Origin of the sequence: Paraburkholderia sp. CNPSo 3281, assembly GCF_024206515.1 — a bacterium.
GTDB classification, from domain to species: domain Bacteria; phylum Pseudomonadota; class Gammaproteobacteria; order Burkholderiales; family Burkholderiaceae; genus Paraburkholderia; species Paraburkholderia nodosa.
The window spans coordinates 1-17,067 of sequence record NZ_JAMBPS010000074.1; the positions used below are offsets into that span (position 1 = coordinate 1).

At 59.7% G+C, this 17,067-nt stretch carries 12 protein-coding genes and 2 pseudogenes; 7 read left to right on the top strand and 7 right to left on the bottom strand.

All coding sequences use genetic code 11. The annotated features are described in order from the left end of the window. Positions 1 to 181 (bottom strand): annotated as a pseudogene (locus M3I56_RS36565) (ISL3 family transposase); the annotation flags it as partial. Between M3I56_RS36565 and M3I56_RS36570 the strand changes: the two are divergent. The 3 genes from M3I56_RS36570 (at position 180) to M3I56_RS36580 (ending at position 3,671) form a co-directional block, all read left to right on the top strand. Next, entirely contained in the window at positions 180 to 683 is a 504-nt protein-coding gene (locus M3I56_RS36570) for a hypothetical protein (protein WP_254358127.1), read from the top strand. The pseudogene M3I56_RS36565 and the gene M3I56_RS36570 sit on opposite strands and share 2 nt — an antisense overlap. 104 nt (positions 684 to 787) lie before the next feature. Continuing rightward, positions 788 to 1,717 carry an ATP-binding protein gene (locus tag M3I56_RS36575; RefSeq protein WP_133191067.1) on the top strand — a complete coding sequence of 310 codons (930 nt, stop codon included), beginning with the start codon at positions 788 to 790 and terminating at the stop codon, positions 1,715 to 1,717. After that, complete coding sequence (locus M3I56_RS36580) at positions 1,710 to 3,671, top strand: hypothetical protein (protein WP_254358128.1); 1,962 nt, start codon at positions 1,710 to 1,712, stop codon at positions 3,669 to 3,671. The genes M3I56_RS36575 and M3I56_RS36580 overlap by 8 nt, the downstream gene beginning before the upstream one ends. Positions 3,672 to 4,236: 565 nt before the next feature. Here M3I56_RS36580 and M3I56_RS36585 read toward each other — a convergent pair. The 5 genes and pseudogenes from M3I56_RS36585 to M3I56_RS36605 all read right to left on the bottom strand — a co-directional run. Then, a complete protein-coding gene (locus tag M3I56_RS36585; protein WP_254358129.1) occupies positions 4,237 to 5,418 on the bottom strand; it encodes a G1 family glutamic endopeptidase in 1,182 nt (393 codons plus the stop codon). Beyond that, positions 5,418 to 6,119 carry a G1 family glutamic endopeptidase gene (locus M3I56_RS36590; protein ID WP_254358130.1) on the bottom strand — a complete coding sequence of 234 codons (702 nt, stop codon included), beginning with the start codon at positions 6,117 to 6,119 and terminating at the stop codon, positions 5,418 to 5,420. Before M3I56_RS36590 ends, M3I56_RS36585 begins: the two co-directional genes overlap by 1 nt. 178 nt (positions 6,120 to 6,297) lie before the next feature. After that, entirely contained in the window at positions 6,298 to 7,968 is a 1,671-nt protein-coding gene (locus M3I56_RS36595) for a hypothetical protein (RefSeq protein WP_254358131.1), read from the bottom strand. Between the two features lie 3 nt (positions 7,969 to 7,971). After that, positions 7,972 to 10,740 (bottom strand): hypothetical protein, encoded by a 2,769-nt coding sequence (locus M3I56_RS36600; protein ID WP_254358132.1) that lies wholly within the window; start codon positions 10,738 to 10,740, stop codon positions 7,972 to 7,974. A gap of 614 nt (positions 10,741 to 11,354) precedes the next feature. Continuing rightward, positions 11,355 to 11,553 (bottom strand): annotated as a pseudogene (locus M3I56_RS36605) (IS5/IS1182 family transposase); the annotation flags it as partial. A 37-nt stretch (positions 11,554 to 11,590) separates the two neighbouring features. On the opposite strand from M3I56_RS36605, the gene M3I56_RS36610 reads away from it, so the two are divergent. The 4 genes from M3I56_RS36610 to M3I56_RS36625 all read left to right on the top strand — a co-directional run bounded on the left by M3I56_RS36610 (position 11,591) and on the right by M3I56_RS36625 (position 15,628). Continuing rightward, on the top strand, positions 11,591 to 11,914 hold the full coding sequence (locus tag M3I56_RS36610) for a hypothetical protein (RefSeq protein WP_254358133.1): 324 nt from the start codon (positions 11,591 to 11,593) through the stop codon (positions 11,912 to 11,914). 25 nt (positions 11,915 to 11,939) lie between these two features. Continuing rightward, the gene (locus M3I56_RS36615) at positions 11,940 to 13,343 is read left to right on the top strand and encodes a tetratricopeptide repeat protein (RefSeq protein ID WP_254358134.1); all 1,404 of its coding nucleotides are present in this window, start codon (positions 11,940 to 11,942) and stop codon (positions 13,341 to 13,343) included. Positions 13,344 to 14,157: 814 nt separating this feature from the next. Then, the gene (locus M3I56_RS36620) at positions 14,158 to 14,844 is read left to right on the top strand and encodes a hypothetical protein (protein ID WP_254358135.1); all 687 of its coding nucleotides are present in this window, start codon (positions 14,158 to 14,160) and stop codon (positions 14,842 to 14,844) included. Between the two features lie 70 nt (positions 14,845 to 14,914). Next, positions 14,915 to 15,628 carry a hypothetical protein gene (locus M3I56_RS36625; protein WP_254358136.1) on the top strand — a complete coding sequence of 238 codons (714 nt, stop codon included), beginning with the start codon at positions 14,915 to 14,917 and terminating at the stop codon, positions 15,626 to 15,628. Between the two features lie 452 nt (positions 15,629 to 16,080). On the opposite strand, the gene M3I56_RS41225 is transcribed toward M3I56_RS36625, so the two are convergent. Next, entirely contained in the window at positions 16,081 to 17,049 is a 969-nt protein-coding gene (locus M3I56_RS41225) for a hypothetical protein (RefSeq protein WP_309249207.1), read from the bottom strand. Positions 17,050 to 17,067 lie beyond the last annotated feature (18 nt).

The following is a 17,067-nucleotide window of genomic DNA, read 5'->3' on the forward strand; positions in this document are numbered from 1 at the left end:
AGCGTTTGACGACGGTGTCATGCACAGGATGCACTCCGGCCACCTCAGGATGCGCGAAGCGGCTTCCAGCAGTGAAGTCGATCTGGATCGTCAGCAGCTTGGTGGCCGCGTCGAAATCGACGCCGCTCACGAACCAGGGATCGCTTACGCCCAATGCGGCTTCGAACAGCTTGCTATGCATGACCTGCCTTCGTCTTGTTTATGCAGAAAACCGGACGATACCACCCACTGGAAATTCAACAGAGGCAAATAATTTCTGGTTACACCTGGACGATGAAGACGACGCACGTTATGCCGCCGTCTCCACGCAGCACGGCGTTTTCATTGGGGTGGTGCGCGCCGCGCCCCCATGGCATCGCACGCCACATTCGCTCTACGTGCGGCAGGCAATCCGCGCGCTTGAGAAGCGCCGGCTACTGCACCTGGCAAATCACGGCGACGCGGTTGAAGCGTTGCTGCGCTACGCAGAAGACTCCCCTGAGCGGAAACTGCCTGTCCACCCGGCTTACCTCGAAGCTCGCCGGATTCTGGAGCAGCATGCGCAACGATTAGCCGGCCAATCGATGGTGAGTATTGTCAAACACGCTGAGGTGGCAGCAGCGAACGTCAGGACGCCGACCGCTGCCGCCGCACGCAGTAATCCGATCGCCCTGCCGCCGATGCGCCGGGCACAGCAATGGTAACCCCTTCCAGGCCGGCTACCGGCGCGCTCGTAGCCCCGCACGTGCCCCGTGACCACCCCGTTGTCACACGCGATTATTCGCTGTTCACGATCGCGATCAGTGACATGGTAGAGCGCATCGCTGGTTGGCTGGACGACCAGATCGATGGCGCAACCATCTTCGGGCCGTCGAGGTTCGGCAAATCAAGTGCTGTTGACCACTGGCTCCAGCGTCTGCTATCCGAACGCCACGGTGGCTACGTGCCACTCGTTATCTGGAGCCACACCGATTCAGGCTGCAGTCAGGGCGTTGGCCGCTTTTACGCGCACCTGCTCGAGGCGAGCGGTCACCGGCTCGCCCAGGCACGACGCAATCCGCTCGAACGACAGATCATGCTCGTGGAACGCTGGATCGAACTTGCGGCGCAAGGCGGGGGCCGGTTTCTCGTTCTGGTCATCGACGAAGCGCAGGGTATGAGTCAGCGCGAGTGGCTGTGGCTCGTCGAGCTGCACAGTCTTCTTGAGAAGCAGCGAGTCCGTTTGTGTGTATTTTCGATTGCTTCGTTGCAGTTCTTCGATGAACCACTCGGCATGGCACTCGCGGGCGGCGCCCATGTAGCCGCCCGCTTCATGCTCGCATCGGAGCCCTTTCACGGTGTGCGAAGTATTGACGAGCTCGCGTACGTGATGCGTGGCTATGACGACGGTAGCGAATGGCCACCAGGCTCGGGCCGTTCATTCACAGCAGGCTTGGCACCGCGCCCGTGGGCCGGAGGATTTCGTATGGAGCACCAGGCCGACAGACTCATGCAAGCGATGAACGAGACATTACCGTCGCATTATGCCGGACCGACGGATTTTCCAATGAAGACCGTGACGCAAGCGTGTCGCCATGTGCTTCTTCACATCGCCAGTGGCGGGAACGTCGAGACAGGGACCTCGCCCGAAGCGTGGTGTCTGGCTGTGGAGAATTGCGGGCACCGGACACTGATGGCGTTGGTGTCAGCGACTGCCGCTCTTCGCGGCGCGAGTCGCCGCGAAGCAAGTCATGCCTGAACGCTGTCTTGCCTGGCATCGTGGCAGTGTGTTGCCGTATGCATCGCTGTGGCACACAGTTCTGCGCGCGTGTGCGCTCAACGCCCTCTACCCTGCTGACCTGCCGACCACCGGGGCGCGTCCAGCCCAATCGTTGGATCTGTTCGATATCCAGGCTGGCAAGATCGATGTTGCGGCGCTCGCGCGCGCACTCGGCGAGCCGCCAGAAGTCTTCCATTGGTCGACTCTTGACGCACTGCCAGATCCGCTGCGAGTCGCGCTCGCCGTGCCCCAGCCACGCGTCTGCCTTGCATGTCTGGCGGCGGGCTACCATTCGGCGCTGTTTTCCGTCGCATTGCTGGATGCGTGCCCGATTCATCACACCGCGCTTGTCGGTCGCTGCCACTGCGGCGCACCGTTTGACGCCGCGCTACGGTCTCTTGCCGACTTCCGAATAGCAGGGAGCTGTCCGTGTGGGCAGCTGCACTTCTTTACGCATGAAACCTGCCGTCGATCGACGATGACGCCAGATATGACACACGCGCTTACCGCCGTCGTGGCATGGCTGCACTCGTTATCGCAACTCATCCGACCGTCGCGATTGGACCTGGCCCTTTCCCAACAAGCGCCTGGCAGTCTCGAGTGGCTGATCACCACCGCGCAATCGCTTGGGATTGCTTATCCTGCGTGCCTTAGACATACGATTTCCGCGTCCGCTCGCATCGAGACCGTTGCGTATGGCTCTCCTTCCAGGTTGGCACCGCACCGAGATCGTCCGTCGCCGACTGACGCTCAAGAGAGTGAGAGAACGCCGCTTTCGCAAACGATCTCTGCGTTCGACGCGTACCGCGCAATCGCGCGCCATGTCCGGCGTCACGTCGCACCCGACGGCGATCTATGGATATCCCGGTTCATGGACTCGTGCGACCCAATCGAAATCGGTGAGCTCATTTGCCATAGCCGCAATGCGCAGACAGCATTTATCACCATGCTTTGGGCGCGCTCGGTTGAACCGGGCGTTGAACGACGTCGCTGGCCGCACCGACTCCCCGCAAGCGGATTCAATAACACGCTTGCCGAGATCGTGGCAGACGATTGTCGGCTCTGCGGTGCGGATAACGCCGACACCAGGACGCGGCACTGGCTGACATGCCATGCAGCTCGCGTGAGTCTCGGCGCGCTATGGCGCGACGCCCAGGCACGCGCTTCGGGCGCTGCCCGATTCAGGCTCGCTACCTGGTACAGCGTGTCACCCGGGACGTCGTGGCGTGACAGCGCATGGCTCGCACTCGCCACCCCTCACGGCGTGCGATTCGTGGCTGAAACCTCAACAAACTTGCCGACGGCGCCGTACACCAGCAAAACACGGCGGAAGGCGGCACACTCCACACATGAACTGGCGCGCCGCAACGCGATGTGGGCCACCTGTCATGGCTCGTGCCTGTCCTGGTCCGAAGCAAACAGCTGGCACGTCATCGATGCAATCTCGCCCGTTGACTTCGATGTGCGCCACCGCCGATTGCTCGGGTGGCGAAACGGGCGTCCGTGGTGCTGGCTCTATCGAACGGCGGATGGCCATTTTGTTGCCAGATGGGATCACGCGCCGTTACAGGTGCTGGCAGCGACGCCCGGCGCCGCGCTTGCCGCTCTACGGCGCTGTGCGTTGGAATATCAGAGGATTTGTAAGGTCGCTTTACCGTTCGCGCCTTCGTTTTCGACCGCAGCTCCCGCGCCGATGGAGACCCGTCCGGCGCTGTACTACCGATTTTCCGTGGATGCCGCTCGGAGCAACGAAGGATTCTGGCGAGACGCGCGAATACTTGCTGAAGCAGCCCACAAATATCGAAGCACCTACGTTCTGCCACAACGCACCGGAGCAGGCACACCCATCGACGGTACGGTGACCAGTATTAACAACTTTAGTTGTGTGAGCGTTTCCGTAGGAACGCCATACGTAACAGCGGTATTCAGATAAGTATTCTTATCATAAGATATCGATTTTCATCTTAAATTCGTTGGCGAATAAACCCACCTCACTCGGATACCGCACCGCCTTCCGCCGAGCCCACCGACTGGCCCAACTCAATTCGGGATGTTCGAGCAGGCAGCCGAAAACGGACTGTCCGCGTGCCTTTGGTAACCGTTGGTGTTCGCCAGGCCCAGGTCGAGGATGACGACCTGCGGCATGAGCCTGTCCGCGCATCGGACGGGACTGCCGCAAGCGCTACCGTTCCGCAAGAACGGCAAGCAGCGTGAGTATTTCGACAAGTCCTGCGCCTGCGCTGACAAGTAGCACAGCGCAGGCAGCACACACCAGGTCGGCAGCGAAGGCCGATGTGAAGACTGATGCGACCGTGAAGACGCAATAACATCGTCGGTCCACAACGGGCGGTTTGGCAGGAGGTTGCCGATTGTGCGGGCCCGTGATCGAGCCGGCGATCAAGCAGATCGAAGCCACAGGTCCCGGCCTTTGCCAACCGCCCGACCGGGACCCGCTTGCAAAAGACTGATACGACGCCGGAGACCTGTGCACCTCCGTTTCAGCCGGCGAAAGTCACCGTCACCGTCCCGTTCCCCAGCGTGGTCGCCGTCAGCGTGAGTGGCGGATTCTGCGAGTTGTCCACGATGGTCCACGTGTCGCCGTTCTGCGGATTGCCGACTGTGCGTTCGTCGGCACTGCAGGCGAATGCCGTCGTGAACTGCACCGGCGTGAAACTCGGCAGCTCGGAGTTCGGCAATCCGCCATCCGGGGCCTCCATGATCCACTCGGCGCTGTTGCCGTCGAACGTGGCGCCCGGTGGCGGCGCGACAGTCAGCGAGAAGTGCTCGCCGCTCGTGTCGTTCGCGAAGTACAGGTGTCCCGCCGTCCCGTTGTTGATGTACTGCGCCGAACAGAAGATCGTGTCGCCCGGATTGACCAGGAAGTTAGGGATGTTGACCTGAAAGACGTAGGGCGGGACGGTGAAGCCCGTGACGTCGACGCGCGCGACGTTGAGGTTGTCGTTGCCGTCGCCTTTCCACGCATAGAAGAGACTGCCGTTGTGCTCGGCCACTGCCGGCGCGTCGGGGCTGGTCTCGGGCGAGATCATCTTGCCGGTGAAGGTCTGGCCGTCGTCGGGCGAGTACATGAGGTTCAGGTTGTCGTTGCCGCCGCCTTTCCAGCCGAGGAACAGGTAGCCATTCATTCCGGCGAGCGTCGGGTCGAGCGGGCTCGTATCGCTGAGCGTAACCTTGTTGGAGAAGCCGGTCGGAACGCCAGTGGATTCGTCGATGTCGACCACTGCAACGTTGAGGTTGTCGTTGCCGTCGCCTTTCCAACCGATGAACAGCTCGCCGTCGTTGACCCCGAGCGCCGGTGCGGCCGTGCTGGTCTCGCCCGAAATTAACTTGTTGCCGAAGGTGGCGCCGCCGTCCGTGGAGACCATCACGTTGAGGTTGTCGTTGCCGTCGCCCTTCCAGGCCAGATAGAGGCTGCCATTGAGCAATGCGAGCGCAGGCCGCACGGGGCTCGTGTCGCCGAGGATCGTCTTGTTGAAGATGCCGGTCGGCCCGCCACTCCCGGGATCGAGCGCCACCGTCGCGACATTGAGGTTGTCGTTGCCGCTGCCCTTCCACGCCACGAACAGCGTGCTGCCGTCGGATGCGAGGGCTGGCGCGTCATCGCTCGTCTCGGGCGACGTCATCTTGCTGCCGAAGCTTGCGCCGTCGTCGGTCGACACCATCAGCCGTCGCCTTTCCAGGCCAGATACAGGTTGCCATTGCAGGACGCAAGCGACGGGCTGACAGGGCTCGTATCGCCGAGGATCAGCTTGTTGTTGCTGATATCGTCGATCGTGCCGCTCAACTGGCCGGGCGCGAACCACTCGAACCATGCGACGTACGACGCGTTGCCCTGCGCGTCGACGCGCTGCTCCACGCCGGCCTGCAGCACGTCGTTCGAGCCATAGGCGCCGTCGATGCCGAGCCAGGATGACGAGTTCCAGCCGCCTTCCTGCCCCTGCACTTCGTTAGGCTCACTAACGGTAGGCACAGTCCAGAAGCCGATGCAAGACGCCCAGTTGCCCTGGATGCTGCCGCCACTCCAGTTGTTCGACGTGAACGCCCCTTCGGTTCGGCCTAGCTGCTTGCGGACGTGCGTTTTGCCGCGCTGCGGGCGCAGGATCGGCGTGATGCGCTTCGCAGGATCCCAGCGCCGCGAAAACACACGCTGCCATGCCGCGAGCGCGCGCGGGTCGCTGCCGGACTCAGGGCGCGGCCACATCAGTCCGTGTCGGACCAGGTCATGGGCGCTCGCGGTGTTCGGGTCGAACGACGCAGCGGGCGCGGGTGACGTGAATACGCCGTGAAGTCCGGTCGGCACCAGGTCGAAAGGAACCTGACGACGGAACGACACGCGGTGCGCAGTAGTGGCTTTACGGTTCATGATCGCTTCCTCCTCGGAAGGAAAGTACTGCGAGGTGATACTGTCTGAAGGCATTGGCAGGCCAGATGGACGAGCGACTGCAAAGCGCAACGACGACGTACAGTCTCAACGTGTCCTGTTAATGTTTTGCACTCCCAATCGGAATGGACAAGTTCGTGCATTTCATGTTTCATGTACCTCACATTGGCACGAACCGGCTCTGCGCTACTGCGTGCGAAACCACGACACGGGGAATAGTGTGGTGCTCGTCCGTGCCGGTTGGCATCCGCTCCACTCCGGTAAACGTCATATAGTTTTGGCTGAACCACGCTAATGTCGCCCGACCGTCTTCGCGCTGCCATTGCCGCGCCGCAAAACCTGGATCGCCGGCCCGCACCGCCTCCTTCGGCGAAACCCCTTTGAACACCTCCCCAAGCTTCGTCTTCAACAAGCCGGCCGGGACTGATGTTGCCGGGTCGGGAGTCGTCGTCTGTGTCGCATAGACACGCAGCATCCGCTCCTCGTGTGCCTTGAACCACGATACTGCGTCGTCGGGAAACGCTCTTCCAGTGAGCTTCTGGAAGTCTCCGTCGATCGAATAGAATTCATGCCAGCATCGCTCGATCTCCTGCGCTGACGATTGCCACAGCGGTGCCTTCAGTCTGTCGAGCCGGTCTGCGTACCCTGCTGCCACCTTGTCGCCCTTCGCCGACCGATACGCCTGCGACAGGTCCGCGATCGTCGCCGTCTGGAACAGCCGGGCCGCATCAATCGCCCCGGCACTGAAGCCGCTCACTGCCATTCGATTCAGTACCTGCCGCACGCCGGTCAGCGCCCGCGACTGCGGCTTGACACCACCAAATGCGAGGTCACTGACGAAGGCCACCACCTCTCGAACCATTCGCAGCAACCCCGCACGGCAACTGAGCGGCCCCCAGAAGCCGAACGCGTTTAGCGGCATGATCAAAATGAGCGATCGATCCGTGGCCATCGCCTGGTAGGCGAACCCGAAATCCCTCCCCGGCGGTGTACCAGACGCCGGACTACCGCTCGACAGATACCTGTACGCAAGTTCCGAATAGGGTTGATCTGGCACGCCCTTAATCCGCCTTACCTTGTACGGATACAGGTCCGCCGGCGCAAAGTCATCGAATCCGGTAGACGGGCAGAAGAACACGTGCACATCCGCCTTCCCGTCCGTCCGCTGCGCTGCGCGGTTCACCACCCACACTGCGAGGAGCAGGCGTAATCCGTTCGCTGACGGATCACCGTATTCGACGAACGTGAACCGCGCTCCCCGATCCGGCTGCTGGGGGTCCACGTCCCGCGTCGTGGTACTAAACCGGCCCCAGTCGTCCGCGTCTGCAGAGCCAAGCATCTCTGGTCCGAGCACAACCTGGAAGCCGCGCTCCGGGCCGGCATACAAGCCGTCGAGACGATTGCTTCCGTCCACGATAATGCCGCCCGGATCACACACTACCGGCGGCGCCTGATCCCTGGCTGGCAGCACCAGCAGGCCGAATGGCGCTGATTGGATTCGGCTGGCGATCAATGTCAGCCTTGTCCCGAACGGAATAGTCTCAGTCGCGAACAGCCCCCAGACCGGGCTGCGCGCATCAACCGACATCGTCCCGGCCGCGATGTCCCGTGTCAGGGTCACCATCTGCGAAAAATAGTTCGGCGCGCCTACAGTGATCGAAATCGACGTCCAGTTCGCCAGGTCGAAGATCGTCAGGGACGTCTGCCCGAATCCGCCCGACCACGTCACCCCTGCCAGGGATCCGCCGTAAGGGTCCTTCAATTCCAGCGTCGCGCCGGGCACCTCATCGCCATTCACATCCACGACGGCGATGCCCAGCCACGCGGCCATGACTCACTCTCCCTGTACCTGCCGCCCGGTGATCGGATCGTATTTCACCTCCACCGGCACCATCTGGTCCGTAGGGAGGACCTCCAGCCACTGGTCGAACACCTGAAAATTCTTATCCGTGTTATTCGGGTCCGGGTTCGGATCATTCGGGGCTACCTTGAACCCGCCCTGCAGTGGATAGAACCCGTGCTCGTACACCTTCTCTACTGGCGTCGACGTCACCTTGTCATCGTTGTTCACCTCGGTCGCCGGATAAAGTCCGGTTTGGCTTGCCTCGTCGTTCTTCTCACTCACCAGCGTGCACAGATAGTGGATCGCATCGCTGAGCGTCACCACACTCCCTGCCGCCAACCCCAGTCCGGCGCGGATCGCGTCTAACTCTGCGGCGGGCGCTGCATATTCCGCATCCAGCCCGTCAGCGCCTTCGACGTTTGCGTTCTGCAGCCAGGCCGACGCCGCTTGTTCCTGTCCAGGCCGCACGGGGATCACCGCCTTCACCCAGGGCGCGTTCAGGAACGCGTTGCGCATGTCATCTCCGTCCAATTGCAGCAGCCAGCCCAACGAGGCCCCGGTCGGAGCAGGGGTCGATTTCTCCGTGATCAGGTAGTTGTCCTTGCGCGGCTGCCCATCCGACCACGCCACCAGGCTGTCGCCCAGCCGCGTCTGCAGGTCGTTCAGCCCCAGGAACGTCGCCGAATTCTGACGCGGCTTCCACCATTCGGGGGCCACGAAATACAGCATCTTGTCGGTGTCGAAGATCGACCCGATCAGTTCCGACAGAACATGCCGCGTCCGGTCATCCGCATAGGAATACTGGAAATCTGTCATCAGCGAGTCGATCAGCCGCCGGTACACCACCGTGCGCTCCTCATCGCGCAGCGTCTCGAAGGCGCGTTTGGTGATGCCGCTCGCCAGCTCCACGCGGTCCTTCACCGCCTGCACGTAGGCTTCCCGGGTCTTGCGCTCGTTTTCCGCGGTCGCCGCCGAACCCGCCGCAACCTTCGCTGAGTTGGCAGAAGTAATCTCCGCACGCTTCGCGTCCGTTACCGTGTATCGCAGCGCCGTCGCCACCACGAAATCCACCCGCTTGTCCCAGCTCAGCCCGCCCGGTGCGGTGATCACGCCGATCTGCACCTGTCCCGTTGGCGTGAACTGCGCCCCGAACGCCCAGGACCCAGTGAAATCGTCGCCGGTGCCCGATACCTGCACCGCCGGAATTACCCCCGGTTCGTGCACCACCTGCATCCCATCCGGCGCTGGCGGTGGATCCACCGCCGTCAGCGACACGAACCCAGACTGGCGGTTGTCGCCGAAATTCCAGCTCGCGTTCGCCTGCAGCGGCACCGTCTGGTCCGGCGGCGTATCCGCCAGTGTCGTGTCCGGCACCGGCAGCAGGTCGGGTGGCTGCGCGATATGCACCAGGTTCGCCACGCCAAGGTCCTTGCCAGGTTCGTCCACGAAGGTTTCCCAGCACAGGTAGGTGCCCACGTCCTGTACTTGCACCGCCACCTGCCGCATCTTTCGCCGCAGTTCGTAGTTGATCAGCTCGTTGGTCGTGTTGGTCAGCGTGTAGCGCTTGCTCGTCGTATCCGTCGTTTCTGTCGTGGTCTTGAACGTCGACTGGTAGTTCTGCCTGATCTCGCTCGACAGCTTCGAACTCTGCTCGCGCATTCGCTTGTGCGTCATGTCGCGTGCCACCTGCTGAGTCTTGTCCATGTTCAGGCTTGCGGTCGCCATCGCACTCCCCGTTCCCCAGGACTGGTTCACGGTCGCTGTTGCACCCAGCTTCAGATCGTCGCGGTTGTCCTGTTTCACTGCCTCGCTGATCTCATCCTGGTCGGTCGTGCTGGTCTCGGCCTTCTGCGTCGTCTCCGTCGAGGTCTGCACCGTCTGCTCCACCACCGTACGCCGAGTGCTGATCTCGATGAGCTCCACCGTCGACCCCGGGCTCAGCCACACATGCCCGGTTGGCGTGCCCAGGAACGAATCCAGCTCGAAGAAAAACTGTCGGAACAGATGCACGATCCCCAGCGGTGACAGCGTGACGTTCTTCGCGTCGTTTTTCGGATCGAAGGTCAAATAGGGGTTGTCCGGATCGATCGACGCTAGCGCTTGCTCGAACGCCACGCGTGGATCCACCAGCGGCGTAGTGTAGAAAACCTGCTTCAGCGCCGCCACGGCCTCCTGCTCCACCAGCGCCTGCAGCGCGCCTGCGATCTGCGCCTCCTGCGCCAGCGCCGCTGTCACCGTGTCATGCAACGCGTCGCGCTGCGCCTGGACGTGCGCGCGGAATAGCTCCACCCCGGCACGCCCCATTGTTTGCTGTGCCAACTGACGGCATCCGGAGATCGAAAAGTCGTTCCAGTGTGCCAGGGCCGACCCCAGCCCCGCGCCCAGCGTGTCCGCGTTCACCACCTGCCGCCAGGCATCCGCTGTGTCCGGCTGACCCATCTTCGCCAGCTTCGCCGCCACCGTCTGCACCACGAACGACTGATCCGCTCGCACTGACGTCCCGATTAACGCTGCAGGATGCATCCCGGGCCAGGTGACTGCGCAGTCTGCGTTTATGTTGATCGGCTCGCTGTTGCTGAAAAACTGGCTTAGCCGCCCTATCAACGTGCCCTGCTCCAGCTGCACACCGGCCCCAATGCGCACGATCTTGCGCCGCGACTTCCAGCCGATCAGCGGCTGGTACACGCCGAAAAGCTCGCTGTCGTAAGGCAGCACGCCCTTGTAGCTGGAAAGATCGGTAAGACGCTTGATGGTCGTCATGATCAGCAGGTCTCCCCAGGTAGGGTTCGGGTCAGGTCGGTACGCCGGTCGCGTCCCACCATGATGGAGTCCGCCTGTCGATGGAACGGCAACTGGTGCATTTCGCTTCACTCCTCGAGGCGTCTGGTACAGATTGGCCAGCGGCAAACTGGCAGCATCAATTCGCTGGGCCGAAATACCAGCGCGGCAGTGGCTCAAAAGCTTGGCCCGCACGCATTTCTCGACTGCTTGCGCTCGATTGGCACGAAGGTCGACAGAACTGACACATGGAGCTCTGAGGTCTTGCGACTCACGGCATGCTTGTGAGTCCGAGACCGACGTTATGGATGGGATGCAAAATCAAGCCTCTTTTGTGGCGGCTTGGTGTTGGCAGGTAGATGCTGAAGAATCGCACCGAAGTCTGCGCATGATGACTTGATGTGCCTGCAACGACGTGAATTTGCGTTGCATAAGATTTATAGATCGCGTTGAAAGGCGTGTCAATCTGGATGCGGCCGTTGAGCTAGAGCGCGTCCATGCAGACGTCTTCGAACGTCGGCGCGCTGGCGACGCTCTACCTCGCAATTGATAGCAAACTCCGCGCGTGCGAATTCACGCGGCTGCTCGTGAAGGAGGTCTGCCATGTCAAGTGACAACTGTCTATCCGATTTCTTCAGTTGCCTCTTGATCCGCCTGAACTCACGAATCTGCTCGCGCAAGATTGCGATCTTCTCGTACAACCGCTCGTTCCTTGCATTGAAGCCCGTCGGACTCGTTCCGAACGCTTTCCTCAATCTGCTGCCGACGCTTGTCGATGCTGCCTGCCGTGTAGTTGTTAATACAACTGCTGTTTAAATGAGAAGGCGAAGTCATGGAAATCCCGCTTCAATCTGGAACAGGAAACTTCAGCCGGGCGTTGAAAGTCGCGGCTGAACCAACAGATAGCAAAGATAGCTGTCGCGTGCAGGACAACAACCACTGCGTCGAGGGAAAAGAAAAAGCCTATACCGCCCGCGCAGCATGGCTTTGGCAGCTTGGCATGCTCGATGCGTTGAGACGGCTGCCCGCCCCTGGGCAACACATCTCTCAATACCCACCGAAGCGAGTCCGCCATGTCAACCATCTTCCACCGCCAAACGCGGAGATCGCCATTTCCCCGCATCTCCATCGTCATCCACTTGAGATCTCGCAGTAAAAAGCGTCATCGATTGGCGACGATATTGAAGTTTATTATCTTAAGTCCGGCCAGGTGGCAAACCTGGCTGCTCAGCTGGGTTTGCTTTATTCCCGCCTTGTACCTGATTGGACTGGTTGGCTTCGCAACGTATACCCGGCAGCTAGTCGTGCCGCCGGTCGAACTTCCGCCTTCCTTGCAGAACCGCGGCTATAAGCCAGAATCCGTTGCCAAACAGATCACTTCGGAAATGCAGGCACTGGAAGTGGGCGCCGACATGACAATTCCACACGAAGTGATTACTGATGTAGCCAATTCCCGGCTGAACATCCGGGTTCCTGGGCAAGACATGACATATCAGGCGATCGTAGATTTCCTGAAATCAAGCATTGGCCGGTCAGATGTTGCTGTCCTTGTCGACATCGTTGAAGAAAGCCATTCGAATCTGAAAGCTCGTCTGCGCGTTGACGGCGGGACGTTCAATCAGATGGAGTCGGAAGTCAAGGCCGAAACCCGGAATGAAAACATCGATATCGACAAGTTCATAAAAGATATCGGGAATGCGGCGATGCGACTCTCACAGCCAAACGTCCTTGCCAGCCACCTGATCAAGCAGAAAATTGAAGTCGAGCATTGCAGCGGAGCAAAATGCAGGTTTGAGCCAGTCGAGAAAATCTACGATGAAGTGGCAAAGTCGCGGGCGCTCGAACCGGTCGCACAGGCGCTGGCGGGAAGAACTGATCTCCTGAATATTCAGGGCAGGTGGACAGAAGCGAAAGCGTTAAGCGAGGCCAGTATGGCACAGTACGGCGAATCGGCCACATTACATCAGATTCACGCCGTTGCGCTGGAAGGTCTCGGCAGCATTGACGCGGCAGTCGCTGAACTCCGTAAAAGCGTAAAGCTGCCATCAGTCACCGCTGAAACCTGGCGGATCTTCGGTGATGTTCTGATGCACACCGGTGAGCGCGACGAGTACCGAGAAGCACTTGATGCGTTCGCTGAAGCAGATCGCTTGATGCCTCGCTTTACCGACAACCTTCACGACTGGGGCGAAGCATTGTTACAGAATGGTGAAATAGATGAGGCAATAGACAAGTTCACGCAAGCGGTGAAGGCCGATCCAGGCCATGTACCGTCCTATATCGAGTGGGGACGCGCGCTTGAATGCAAAGGTGACCTGCATGGAGCAATCCAAAAATACAGTCTCGCGCACCATTTCAACAAAGACGACGCCAGAGCGAACCGGTATCTGCGCACCGCCAGTCTGGAACTGCGACATACCAACTCGAGACCGGACTTCCCGCTTGTTGATGTCGTGTTGAAGGGGCGGAAGACTCATGAGTTGACGGTTGTCGCCAATACGACCGACAACGAAAGTGATCGATGTCCTGGCGAAAATCCAGCACGTCTCAGCAACGGATTTCGCCTAATCCTGGCACGCCGGTGAACATAGGGACGGCTCTTCCAAAAAGCAATCGTCCCATAACGACTTGAGCGCATGCACGACAACACCGCGAGGCAAGAGCTGGTTGGAGCCGACCTCAAACGTTATCGTGGTGATCACCTCTTCACGTGACGAACCGCGCACTGAATCAGAAGTCGTCGCACATGGATAACATGCTACGTGCGAACAATGATCTTCGTTTGCCGTACGCGGCCCGACGCTTAGAGCGGCTTGACATTTGCGACGCATAACCTAGGATGGATTTGAAGGCGAATTATTTGCATGGTTTTCGCAGTTAGAAATTAGGACTTGTTGGACCATCCACATTTGTGCTCTCTGACGGCGCGTCTTGACCGCGTGTTTGCATTGCTGCACCTCCTGGAACGCGGTACGTCGCGGCGAGGATCGCACACACGCTCGAGAAGGCCCATTAAGTTGAAATTTCAAACTGCGTCCGAATTGTAGTTAAACTTGTTTTCACTTCAGAGTTCGTCGCCTATCCTTTTAGCGGCGTACTTCTGGGCCGTTACGCCCCCCGCCAAGGCGCATGAGGAACTTACCCGTTCCGGGATGCGCTGAAGTGCGCTGCGAGGTGATGCCGCACGTTGGGAGGAGTCGCATCTTTTCGGTGATGCCTCCCTTTTGTACAATGCCTGACCAATCGCAGGCCATCACGCTCAACGCTTCCCGCCCTTCTTTTTCGGGTCAACGCCGTCTCGCACGTCTATCGACCTGCGAGTCCGCCTAACCCGTCCAAGGTAGCCAGGTCTGGTTGCCTCGACGCCGATTTTGATGAGTTCAGTGCGCGGGGAAAGCCATGTCACGAATCGAAATCTCCTGTTCGCCACGGATACTACAGGCTTTTATCGCAGCCGGCGCCTTTGTATGCGGCCTGGTTTCGAGTTTCACTGCGGCAGCCGCACCCGTTACGTACACAATGTTCGTCGTTACCGACGTTAGCATCGGCGGCCGTTTCTTTCATAACGCAAACGTTAGCCTTAAATTCGTTGGTGATACTAATGATATTCAACCGTTCAACGTTACGGCCCCCGACGGTGGGACAGGTTCAGGATTCGAACTTACAAAAGGTACTGCGAGTCTCGTGATAACCAACGGTACCGAGTACATCAGAGCCAACTTCTTGCCAAACCAGATACTTGTTTCGCTCGACAAAGCCAATGGCGGCGGCGGATTTAGTGCGCTGGTTGGCGCGGACCGGCATCTTGAGCCAGCCTACCCGCTCGCACTTGACGGATCCTCTATTGACAATCCGGCTTCTGATCTTGTTGCGTCCCGGGCGTACACCGGACACGCGTGGTCGTGTATCGGTTTCCCCCCGACAGGCAATACCGGATGCGCTGATCCAACGGCTTTTCCTTTGAAAACCAACCGCGGAGACTTTTTCATCTATCAGCCGTATCAGGATTATTATCCCGACGGCACACAGGGACCAATAAGTGGATCCCTGAACACTGGGATACTCTCCGTCACGGTCAAGCACTAGCGTAGAAGGGAGCGAACCGGCGAATCGCACCGTGTACTGACACGATCCTGCTTTCAATTCGGGAGGAGACGTGAACACGCTTCAAGCAATTGCATTTGCGCTCGCGTTAGGTCTGTCAGTCGATGAAATCGCGCTTGCGGAACCCGTTACATACACCCTCTACGCTGTCACTGACGGAAAGATCGGATCGCAGGCGTTTTCTCAGGCGAAGATCGAAATTGATTTCAAGTCAGATACAAGAGATGTTGTCATAGATACAGAAGCGGGTGCAATTGTCTATCGGAATTACCGCGGCGAAGCAACGGTCACGCTGTTTCATGACGCAAAGAAGCTGGTCGCACATATTCTCCCCGGGCAGATCTACGTCCGCTATGACACGACGAACGGCGTCGTCGGATTCGGCTCATTCGCCGTCGGACCCACTTATCCAATCTCTCTGGCGTGCAACGTTGGCGTTTATAATCTGGCAAATTGTCTTACCAATAATGGCTATGGTCATGCTGACCAGATCGTTGCGGCACTAGCAGACACCCAACAACAAAATCTCTATTCGTTCACAAGTACACTGTCGGCGAACCTCACAGACCCTACTCTTTTGACGGGATACGTCTCTGCGTGCGCAGTAGCTTATCCCGCCAACGCGACCGTATGCCCGTCTCCAGCTTCAAAAGCGATTCGGACCGACATGGGAGACTTCTACCTGCAAGATCAAGGGTATGTGGACAAGGGCATATTTACGGTGAGGACGAAAATAAACCACGACGAAGAGAACGATGATGATTGAGACTTGACGATGGCGTTGATTGTCGAACTGGAGATCGCGGGAATGATTTGATCTCTCTCTTTATGGATAAGCCTGTATAGCGATGGCGCCCCGCTGACCGGATGCGCCGGGAACCGGCGGTTACGGGCTACTGGTGGCGAAGACGGTTAGTTGCGCGATGAAATGGAAGCCACGCTTTCGATTGCCGACGCAACAACCCGTGGCGATGCTATGGGCGACGGCAATCCGTGCGATCGGGATCGAGGGCCTGTCAGCGGAGCCGGACGCTGGCACGGCGCCGTGTCCAATCTCCCCGGGCGATGTGCCGCTACATCATGAAAGCGCCAGCCGCACAAGTCAGCAATCGGGTCGGGGCGGTCATCTTCTGCCTTACGCCTCCGGGCTTAGTCAGCCATTCACGCGCCCGCTACCCCGCTTTTTCCGACGTTCACGGCCCGGTTCTGTGGCGGCGGCTAACTGGCGATCCGCATGTTCGGAATTGTGGCCATGTTGTCGTGGTGGCTGCACCAGATATCAAGATTTGCGCGGCTATAGACTTGCTGCAGCGCCACTTTCATCACCAGATACTCCTGCAAAGCCCAATCGCAATAGAGCGCAGCGGCAAGGCTTGATCTGCCGGGACGCTTTAATACATCTGCGGCAAGAGTCGCCGCTCGCATGCCGGATTCGATCGCAAACCGGAGGCCATCTCCTGACGCTGGATCGAGATACCCTGCGGCGTCGCCGCAGACGAAATAACCGGGGCCGGCCGCCTGATCAAGATGTCGCCAGCGGCTGCATTGCTGCCATACGGTGCCAATCGCGGAAATTCCCGGACGCAATGTGACAGGCTTGCACCGTCGCGCGGACAAGGAAGTCCAGATGATCTGGGTTGATGTCGGTCGTAGCCAGAGCCAGCCATCTTGCGCGATCTGCCATAAGGCATCGTTTTGCGGCAAACAGCCGCTCGCGAAGCCGCGACGTAGCCAGATGGGTGCCGAGTCGACGGACTCACCGAGCGCCAGCCCGCGGCGCAGGCAACCGTTGATTCCGCTTGCGTCGATGACGATGCGCGCTCTTTGTTCGGCAGTTCCGAATCCCACGCCGACGACGCGTCCGTTTTCGATGCGAGGCAACATCGGATCGACGCGCGTGCGCGCATGGTTGACTCCAGCCTTCTTCACGGCAATGCGCAAACCCTCGTCGAGCCGGCTCCGTACAACCGCTCGCCCCCCGGTGAAACCGGAATCCGCGTCGAGCCATGTATCCGGCTGCGTAATTATCGCGGGCGCCAGCAGCTTGAGCAAACTCAACGCGTTGCTCGATACACATTCCGGTGCGGCAAGCGACACACCGCGGCCCAACAGCATGACCTCGCATCCCGCATCGGCGGCGACAATTGCAGCCGCACATCCGGCAGGTCCATCGCCAATTACCAGCACGTCACACGGACTCATCGG